This window comes from Paenibacillus nuruki, assembly GCF_001721045.1.
Lineage (GTDB): Bacteria > Bacillota > Bacilli > Paenibacillales > Paenibacillaceae > Saccharibacillus > Saccharibacillus nuruki.
The window spans coordinates 1-8,086 of sequence record NZ_MDER01000077.1 but is presented as its reverse complement, the minus strand read 5'-3'; the positions used below and the strand labels follow the sequence as shown (position 1 = coordinate 8,086).

The following is an 8,086-nucleotide window of genomic DNA, read 5'->3' as shown; positions in this document are numbered from 1 at the left end:
ATATTATATCTTTAGTCCTATTCAATTGGGGGATTAAATAGGATTTTTGTCTTTTGAAAATTGAAAGTAGAACAAGGGGACTAGGAAATGAAGAAATTAAGTATTTGCATTCTCGTACTAATGCTAATTTTGTCGCAGCCAAGTTTAGCAAAAGCAGCATCAACAGAATTAAAAGAGCATTGGGCGGAATCTTTAATGGAAGATTGGATGTCTAAAGGTATATTAAAAGGTTATAAAGATGGAAAAATATATCCAGATCGTTCAATTACAAGAGCAGAATTTTTAAGTTTATTGCATAAAGGTTTTGACAATAAAAATATTTACGATACTTCTAAACTAAAAGATCAATTTAAGGATGTATCTTCTAAAAATTGGTATTACAAAGATGTTTTGCAAGCTGTTAATGAAGGGTTTATCAAAGGATATCCTAACAATACCTTCCAACCTAATAAAACATTAACAAGGCAAGAAGCAGCCGTTATTTTAGCTAATAAATTAGATTTAAAAGAAAATAAGTTGGATATTTTAAAAGAGTATACAGATTCTAACACTGTGGCTACATGGGCAACCACCAGTTTTGCAGGAGTCTTAAACTATTCTATACTTACTGGATATCCAAATAAAACATTGATGCCTAAGAATCAGCTAACGCGTGCAGAAGCTATAACATTATTGGATAAGGCGATTACATATCAATCTCCTACAACCAACCCAAAACCAGTTGCAAATGATATAACGACTGGTAGCCCATCAAGTGCATTTACTAGCTTTGGTGGAGGTGGTAGTCAAACAATATCAAAACTCATAAATACTTTAGATCTCAATTTAGATTCAGATAAAGATGATTTACCTGATTACATGGAAGAGTTAATAGGTACAGATAAAAAAAATCCTGATAGTGATGGAGATGACTTAACAGATGGACAAGAGGTCAACCGAGTTGGAACAAGTCCACTAAAAGCAGATTCTGATGGAAATGGTATAAAAGATGCATTAGAAGATAATGACATTGATAATTTGAATAATATTAAAGAAATGCAATTGAATACTGATCCAAACAGTGAAGATTCAGATTTTGATGGTTGGAATGATGGCTTTGAAATTCAGAAAAAAACGAATCCATTAAATGCTGATACAGATAATGATGGTCTAGATGATTCTATAGAAGAAAAATTTGAAATGGATCCTTTAAATTCTGACACTAATAGTAATGGTATTAAAGATGGTGATGAGTCGGTAGTCTATAAAACAGAGATTGCTTCTTATGAAAGTGATCCTCATGTAACCCCATCGGTTATAATAGCTTCTGAGGCAAAACAAGCCAATACAACAGTAATCACAAATGTTTATGGTGAAGATGCTTTTATAAATAAAAATATTCCTGGCTATATAGGAGCACCTTACGAATTTACTACAGATATAGATTTTGACACAGCTGAAATGACCTTTGAATATGACCCTAGCTTACAAGCTAGTGATTTTGAACCTGCAATCTTTTATTACAACAAAGAGAAACAATTATTAGAGAAAGTATCTAATCAAACGCACAATCTAATTACCCATTCTGTAACTGCAACTGTAGAACATTTTAGCACCTACATTCTTTTAAACAATAAAAAGTGGGATACAGTGTGGAATAATGAAATTAGAATACCTTCTGTTAATCCATCTAATGGTAGAGTTCGTGATGCTGACATTATATTCAGTATAGATGTTTCCAGTAGTATGAAAGATAACGACCCTAAAGATATTCGCTTGCAAGCAGTAAATAATTTTATTAGTAAATTAGATGCAAATGATAGGGCATCTATTCAACAATTCAGTTTTATTGCAGTTAGTTGGGCACATTTAACTTCAGATAAGCAAACAGTTCGAGAAGCTGTTTATAGCGTAAAAGGATTTGGAGGAACAGATATTTATGCTGCTCTGGAAGAGTCATTCAATGAATTTAGATGGAATGGTAAAAGCGATAACGATAAATTTTTAGTTCTTTTAACAGATGGAAAGGGAAACGATGAGAATGAGCTTGTCGAAGATATGCTGAAAAATTTTAGGGAAAATCATATTTCTATTTATACAATTGGATTAGGAAGTGATATAGATGAGTCAAATCTTAAACATATTGCTTCTTCAACAGGCGGCTCATATTTTTATGCTTTAACTGCTGATAATATTGATATTGCTTACGAGAATGTAGCAAAAGAAACATTAGAACAGTCTATTAATATAGATAGCGACAATGATGGTATAACAGACTATTATGAATTAAATGGAATTCCGATTGGGAATGGTGAAATACTTAAAGGTTTAAACCCTAATGATAATGATACGGATAATGATGGGATTCAAGATGGGAAAGAATTAGTACTATCTCCTCTCACAGACTTACAAGGAAATACCTATTTTATTATATTATCTAATCCACTTATAAAAGATACTGATGGGGATGGCATGAGTGATAAATACGATTCATTGCCTATGATATATAATATTACAGAAAGACATAATGTATTAGTAAGCGATTTAAGTTATGTGAATGTTCAACATTTATTAGGAACTAATTTGGGTGGAATACTAGATGATAATATTCTAAATAGATTTAAAGATAGCGAAGCATATCCAGATATAGAGTTAGATGGTTGGAAAATAATTAAGGCAAAAGATAGCCATTGGTACGATAGTGGGTTTGGAGCCATAGCTTTAAAAAGAGGATCGGATATTATCATTGCTTTCAGAGGTACAGAAGCATCAGAGGGAATAAAAGCAACAAATGATTACCTCAATGATGCAATGATATTACTTGCAAATGATAATCGTATGGCTTATCAAGCGGAGGGTTTTATAGCGAGTATTATTTCTAATAATCCACATTCTAAAATTCATATTACTGGTCATTCTTTAGGAGGATTTCTAGCAAGTGTAACTTCTTATGAGCTTGCTTCTTTAAAACTAACTAGTCTAGTGGGAAATACTATAGCCTATAGAATTTTTGAGGAAGGTAATTATACTTTTGTTAAAGGCATTACTTTTAATGCTGCTCCCTATTTTATAACTGGATTTTTTACAAATCCTCGTAACAAAATAAGTATTTTAACACCATATACTCCAAGCGCTGTCACATTAGCTGCATTGCAAAAGCGTGAATACGATGATCAAGTTGAAAATTATACTATGGAAGGCGAATTTCTTAGTTTAGTTGCAAAAAATACTGGTGGGATGAGGCTTGGAAGAACATATACACCTTTTCCTAGTACTGGCACTATGATGGAAAGGCATGCAATTTCTAATTTTTATGAGTACTTCCATCTAAAATAATCATTTAATGAGGAAGAATTTTGTATTCTTCCTCATTTTAACAACTAAATGAACTTCATTCGTTTACTACTTCAATTTTTTATTAGCTCTAGAAGCAGGATCTCTAAAGCAAAATGAAAATGAAGAACTTTGGTTATTAGGATCAGGGTAGTGTATATTTATTATTCTGCACAGAACAAGAATTTAAGTAAATAATGTCGTTTTAATGTTTAATAAGACCTTTCAAATAAAATAACTCTGATCTATAAAACCATAATAAAATGACTATATTTAACAAGCATCCGATTAAACTGTATGTCAGCTGATCAGAGCGACTCAAAAACAACGAAATAACAGCGCAACTAACTTCACTAACAAGCAATGATACAAAGCAGCAACAACATATTGTATTGAAACTCATAGCAATTCTCCTTAAAAAAGCACCAGACTCCTTCGTTTGAAGGGATCTGGTGCTTCCAGTTTGGTAAGATTAATTAAGTATAATTCTAGCATTTTGTTAAGACCGGCACAATCTTAACGATTCCAGGTAGATAGATTACGCTCAGTCACAGGAATAGTCAGATCTAAAAAATCAATAGACCCGGTATCATCCAAAATTACTTTGAACTGATCCCAAAGAGTACTGAATAACTCGTTTGAGGAGGAGCAGTCACTCATTATCATTCTTAACGAATCAAAAGAAGCATAGTCTTCGATAATGAGTATAAGCTGTTCCAGCGAAAATAGTGGATAAGCATCCTCTTGGTGATTGGTATATAAATGATCATTTTCATTATATATAACTAATACTGGTGTAGTATCTTTTTCTAAAATTACATATTGATCCAAATGAGTGGGATGCCAAATGGCTTGTAAGTTGTAACGCTGCTGAACGGTTAACTGCTGGACAGTGTTAATTGAAATTCTCATCAGTAAGCTCCTTAAATTTGTCATTTATATTAGTATTGTAGATGGAGTTCTGAAGAAGTGCATCTTTTTAAGGGGTAAAAATGTTAGGATGATAAAAAGAACACAGAAGGATGATACACATGGCTCAACATGATCTAGTAATGATTGATCCCGGGAAGCTTGGATCAAAGATACGTGAAATACGTAAACAAAAGCAATTAACTCTGGTTGAAGTAGCGGAACGGTTAGGATATGCCAGTGGTAAGCTCAGTAATATTGAAAAGGGGAAACGCGTAAAGTTCCCTATTGATGAATTAAAAGAAATTGCTAGAGCGCTCAATGTTTCAGTCGATTCTTTTCTAGAGTTTGAACCTAATCAATTAGCAGAACAGTATGAAATGGCTCGAAAAAAACTAATAACCGCTGAATTTAAAATAAACACAGGTCTATACCGTGAAGTAAAAAATAGTTTGGATGATATAGAAAAACAAGTCATCGAATTCTCATTAATTCATTTGGATGCTTATTTGCAGTTTTTGCTTGGCCAATATTATTTTAAAGCACAAGAAGTGGATAAAGCCTTTCAACACTTTTCTAAAGTTATTCGTTCGTCTTCTAAAGGTGAGAACGTTCCCAGTGTGAAATTAAGAGCTTACCAAGCCTTATTGAAAATTGAATTCGAAAGAAACCATATAGAAGATGCATTAGAATTCGCTCATAACTGTTTGCATTTTGAAAAAGAAGCTATAGAAGAAACAGGAGATACTGTATATATTTTTTATAATATTGCTATTTTGTATACCTATACGAATCAACTGGATCTAGCGCGTTATTATATAGATAGATGTAGGAATAACATAAACGCTTCAGACGAAATGATTAAATTAGCTACAGGGATGTCCGTTGTCATTCATTTATTAAATAAAGAACCTGGCAAAGCCAAAGAAGATTATCTCAAATCGATGCAGCTCGTACACTCATCTAGTGACCAGGAACACTATCTCTGGTTATTGGCAATTGGATTGCATTTTGACCATATACAACACTCGAACGAAAGAGTATTGGTTTTAAAATTCTCGGAAATAAAATCGCTATTGGAACTAGAAGTTCCTGAATCATTACTGAGTAAAAAAATTGAATGTGCTCATCTTTGGGTCAGAAATGAGATTGCTCATCATCAGTATTTAAAACCTCTTGAAATACTGGATAACTGCAAAATATATCATAAAGAATTAAGAGATTACAAATTAAAAGCAAGCACATTTAAGCTAGAAGCAAATATTCATAAATTAATAGGAAATTCGAAAGAATCAGTTGTCAGTGCACTGAAAAATGCAGTATATTATTACAATGATCCAGCAGAAAAATCGATTCAAAAGAGTATTCTTCTGTATGAGATCGCTGAGTATGAAGAACCAGAATTAGCTCAAAATGAACTCTTAAAATCTTTTTATGAACATTCTAAAAATGAATATTATCAGACATTAACATATCGAGAATTGTTACCGAGGTTAAGATATTGAGGTGGAAAGATGGAACAAAGAAAATTATTACGAAAATATACTAAAAGTATTCAAGTGCTTCAATATTTTAAAAATATACAGCAAGATGCTCTGATCAAAGATGTTCGAGAAATCCCAGAGATATTTCATTTGGATCATTTTCAAAACTACTATGTTCACAGTGCATTAAAAAAAGAGAATCCTAACGTGGAAATTTCTATATCGGATCATGCGTTTGCTCGTTGGAATGAACGCGTTTCAACAGAGAGTAGCATCACTGAACTCACCAATAAATTAAACTACTTGAATCAATCCTTATCTAGAATTGATTTTGCCACGTCTTCAGTAGGAGTTATCGATAATGATATTGTATTTACGTATGTTCAATCAGATCTAGCAGTTATTATAACTACATTTTATGGTCGTATCAGTCAAAAACATGTGTTAGCCAATTTTGAGAATCTGCAACATTTCAATATGATTGAAGATGACTCTGTAGATCTTCAATTGAGTAATGAACTGCTAGATAAATTAGTCACGATTCCTTTGCCAGCGCAGCGAATGATTTTTAAAGGAAGTCAGGCTAGATATGTACTTGATGAATTCCGTGATGCTCACCGATCGCTTTTTATTTTAACTGTTGAAAGTTCTACCAAAAAGCAGCTTAAGTTTTTCTACTCTGACCGACTACAGAATGTTGAACTGGAGCATAGTGTACGGAAAGCTTTGACGATTATCGGACATGAAGCATTAGTGCTTGAACAGATTAAAGAACAGTATTCTTTAGTTTAATAGTAGTCGTTTAAATAATTATTCGGTATACAAAAAAACCATGAGAATTGATTTTTCTAAAATCGATTCTCATGGTTTTCATTATAAATAACAATTATTTTCAAAATAAATACGTATCACTTGAAATATTTTTCTCTAATTGATGTATATTCTCCTAAAGAAAGAATAGCTTCTAAATCTTCTTTTTGAAGTAAAAGTCTTTTATAAGGTATATAATCGTTTCTAATATTTTGAATAGTTTTAAACCAATCTATAAAATCTTGTGTTAATTTCCTATTAGTAACGAGTAAATAAAAATCTGGATTATGCATTATTACTGTAACCATTTCTTTGAAAATCTCATCTTTTAATAAATTTGCACTTGTTTTAGAATATTTACATTGCACTATCCATTTTATTGGACTAGTAGATCTAGGCAACCACTCAGCTAAATCCATTTCGAATGAAGCGTCTCTGCCACGATCTGCACCTTTACCAATACGATCGTAGTTTTTCACATTCAAGCGCTGTAATAAGGCTTGAACTAAATCCTCAAATGCATCTTCTTTTTCAGTGCCAGTACAGGTAGAAGGAACAATAATATTTTCCCAATCAAAGTTTAAAGATTGATTTATAAATTGATCATATTGTAACTTAGTGACGTTCTCCATAAGAAAATATTGATTGCAATTATCCTGTGGGATGCTTTCTCTTGATGTAAGAGTTTTACTACCAGTCGAATCGAAATAAGCTTCATTCACTGTTAATTTCAAAAAATTGTTAACTCCAGGTGACATAATATGAATAATATAAGAATCGGATATAATCTCGTTATGCAAATTTTTTATTATTACATAATGATTACTATTATTATTTTGGAAAACTACTGAACTTTCCAATAGATTACCAGACGCTTCATAAAGATCATCAGACTCAATAAAAAACATTCCTCTAGTTAAAAATTCTAACTGGTTATTATAAATAGAGCATATTTGTGAATTAAACTTATTAAGATGTTGCAAAAGATTTTGTAAAGTAACTGGAGGATTAGTATCCATTAATTTTTCCTCCTATGCGCTCAGCATCAGGATAATACTCTAATTTCCATTCTGCAATATTTATTAAGGATACTTCAGTATTTTTATTAAAGTTAATATTATGGTCCAAAAATTCTTTGAAAATAATTTTACAAAACACTTTAAATCTTTCTAAGATTCTTTCCTTTAATAGCTGATTCCCTGATTCATTACTTAGTCTAAAAAACTCTTCAAAGTCATTTCGTAATAATAAACGCATTTCTCCATAACTCATATCAGATTTATTGTAATTATGACCTGCGACTATAATAGAACTAAAAAAAGCTATTTCATGATCATTTTTCAAATCATAAAAAATTGATCTAAGCATATTTGAAAGATCCATAAAGTTGTTATTTACATCGTCAGAATTGCAATAATTTCGGAAGTATCGAGCTGCCTTTAAAATGCTATATTTTATTAAGTCATTTTTTGTAGATAGGTTATCTATAAACTCACTCACCTTAAAAGGTATTGTCTCAACTGATCTTACATTTATTCTTGTAATTTCTTCATCTACATTGAATGTAGTTG

At 31.6% G+C, this 8,086-nt stretch carries 6 protein-coding genes; 3 read left to right on the top strand and 3 right to left on the bottom strand.

The features are described from left to right. Positions 1–87 precede the first annotated feature (87 nt). Entirely contained in the window at positions 88–3,315 is a 3,228-nt protein-coding gene (locus PTI45_RS19660; protein WP_069329293.1) for an S-layer homology domain-containing protein, read from the top strand. Between the two features lie 513 nt (positions 3,316–3,828). On the opposite strand, the gene PTI45_RS19655 is transcribed toward PTI45_RS19660, so the two are convergent. After that, positions 3,829–4,224 (bottom strand): hypothetical protein, encoded by a 396-nt coding sequence (locus tag PTI45_RS19655; protein WP_069329292.1) that lies wholly within the window; start codon positions 4,222–4,224, stop codon positions 3,829–3,831. Between the two features lie 119 nt (positions 4,225–4,343). Between PTI45_RS19655 and PTI45_RS19650 the strand changes: the two genes are divergently transcribed. Together PTI45_RS19650 and PTI45_RS19645 are read left to right on the top strand one after the other, a co-directional pair. Next, the gene (locus tag PTI45_RS19650) at positions 4,344–5,726 is read left to right on the top strand and encodes a helix-turn-helix domain-containing protein (protein WP_069329291.1); all 1,383 of its coding nucleotides are present in this window, start codon (positions 4,344–4,346) and stop codon (positions 5,724–5,726) included. Between the two features lie 9 nt (positions 5,727–5,735). Continuing rightward, positions 5,736–6,497, top strand: a complete 762-nt coding sequence (locus PTI45_RS19645) for a hypothetical protein (protein ID WP_069329290.1) — start codon at positions 5,736–5,738, stop codon at positions 6,495–6,497. Between the two features lie 116 nt (positions 6,498–6,613). On the opposite strand, the gene PTI45_RS19640 is transcribed toward PTI45_RS19645, so the two are convergent. Together PTI45_RS19640 and PTI45_RS24240 are read right to left on the bottom strand one after the other, a co-directional pair. Further along, the gene (locus tag PTI45_RS19640; RefSeq protein WP_069329289.1) at positions 6,614–7,534 is read right to left on the bottom strand and encodes a restriction endonuclease; all 921 of its coding nucleotides are present in this window, start codon (positions 7,532–7,534) and stop codon (positions 6,614–6,616) included. Further along, the coding region (locus tag PTI45_RS24240; RefSeq protein WP_175425226.1) for a hypothetical protein at positions 7,524–8,086 on the bottom strand (563 nt) is incomplete at its 5' end. The genes PTI45_RS19640 and PTI45_RS24240, both read right to left, overlap by 11 nt.

Bases quoted from the DNA above. Each gene is read 5' to 3' on its own strand.
- PTI45_RS19650 (WP_069329291.1), top strand. From the start codon at position 4,344: ATGGCTCAACATGATCTAGTAATGATTGATCCCGGGAAGCTTGGATCA.
- PTI45_RS19655 (WP_069329292.1), bottom strand. From the start codon at position 4,224: ATGAGAATTTCAATTAACACTGTCCAGCAGTTAACCGTTCAGCAGCGT.
- PTI45_RS19640 (WP_069329289.1), bottom strand. From the start codon at position 7,534: ATGGATACTAATCCTCCAGTTACTTTACAAAATCTTTTGCAACATCTT.
- PTI45_RS19660 (WP_069329293.1), top strand. From the start codon at position 88: ATGAAGAAATTAAGTATTTGCATTCTCGTACTAATGCTAATTTTGTCG.
- PTI45_RS19645 (WP_069329290.1), top strand. From the start codon at position 5,736: ATGGAACAAAGAAAATTATTACGAAAATATACTAAAAGTATTCAAGTG.